Origin of the sequence: Carboxylicivirga sp. M1479 (assembly GCF_007097485.1) — a bacterium.
Lineage (GTDB): Bacteria > Bacteroidota > Bacteroidia > Bacteroidales > Marinilabiliaceae > Carboxylicivirga.
Map to the genome: position 1 here is coordinate 1 of NZ_VKDE01000089.1, position 1,271 is coordinate 1,271.

General features: G+C 41.8%; 1 protein-coding gene. It reads right to left on the bottom strand.

Annotation, left to right across the window (positions count from 1 at the left end):
* Window positions 1-183: 183 nt before the first annotated feature.
* Window positions 184-1,271: sulfatase-like hydrolase/transferase (locus FNN09_RS20895; RefSeq protein WP_143304430.1), on the bottom strand; the 1,088-nt coding region annotated here is incomplete at its 5' end.

Genomic DNA, 1,271 nt, shown 5'->3' on the forward strand with positions numbered 1-1,271 from the left:
CCATTTAGCCAGGCGTTACCGGCTAAGGGAACTGAAGCAGCAAAATCAATCGAACTATTGTCTGTACACGACGATAAAGCAATGACCAGGGTGAATAGGACACCAAATACTTTCTTCATTTATTTATTCTTTAACACATACTAATAATAAGCCTCACAACCGCATATAGGCTAATACATTTTCTTAGCGATTTAATCGAATGGATTCTCCATTTAAAATCTTATCCAGTTCTTCAGCCATTGATTTAGCCATCTCCGGATTTTCATCAATAATATTGTTTTGCTCACCAGAGTCAGTTGCCAGGTTATACAACTGCTTGCTCATTTTAGGACTGCCATAACCTCGCTTTAAATCCGGAATATACTTCCAATTTCCACGCCGTAAAGCTTTGCCTTTACCCGCTTCTTCAATCATGTATGGTAAGCCACTTTTGCTAGTACCTAAGAAGGCGCCCATGGTGTTTCGACTATCTATTCCTTCATTATCATTTAATGGAACATTCAGGTAATCAGCCAGTGAACCCATCAGGTCAATTTGGTTAACCAGGGCATCTGATACACCAGGTTTGATCTTGCCTGGCCAACTTACAATAAATGGTACACGGGTTCCTCCTTCGTATATTTGGTATTTTCCTCCACGGTAAATACCGGAACCATCATGCCCACGGTCAAGCTCTTCAGATGAAAGTTCAACAGTGGTTCCATCCTTATAGCCATCATTATAAACAGGACCATTATCACTGGAGAAGATCACAATGGTATTTTCAGCTACACCATTTTCCTCCAGTGCATTCATAATTTCACCAACAGCCCAATCGAATTGTACCATGGCATCACCACGGTAACCAAGGCTAGTTGTTCCTTGGAAACGGGGGTGCGGCGTTCGAGGCACATGAATATCCTGAGCAGCATAATACAGGAAGAACGGCTTTTCCTTATTCTTTTTAATGTAAGCCTTTGTTTTTTCAACAAATACGTCTGTCATGGTTTCATCATTCCAAAGCGCTGATTTACCTCCTGCCATATAGCCAATTCGGCCAATGCCATTGGTTACCGAGTTATTATGTCCATGCACCCCCATGTAGTAGGTCATCGCCTCTGGATTGGTTCTGCCATCAGGATATTGAGTGACATGCTTTTTACTCGTGACATACTTTTTACTCCCAACAAAAAGTGAGTCTTTTGTATCCAGGTTAAGCACCCTGTGTCCATCCAAATAAACCGTTGGCACACGATCGTTGGTAGAAGGAAGTAGAAACGAAGAGTTAAACC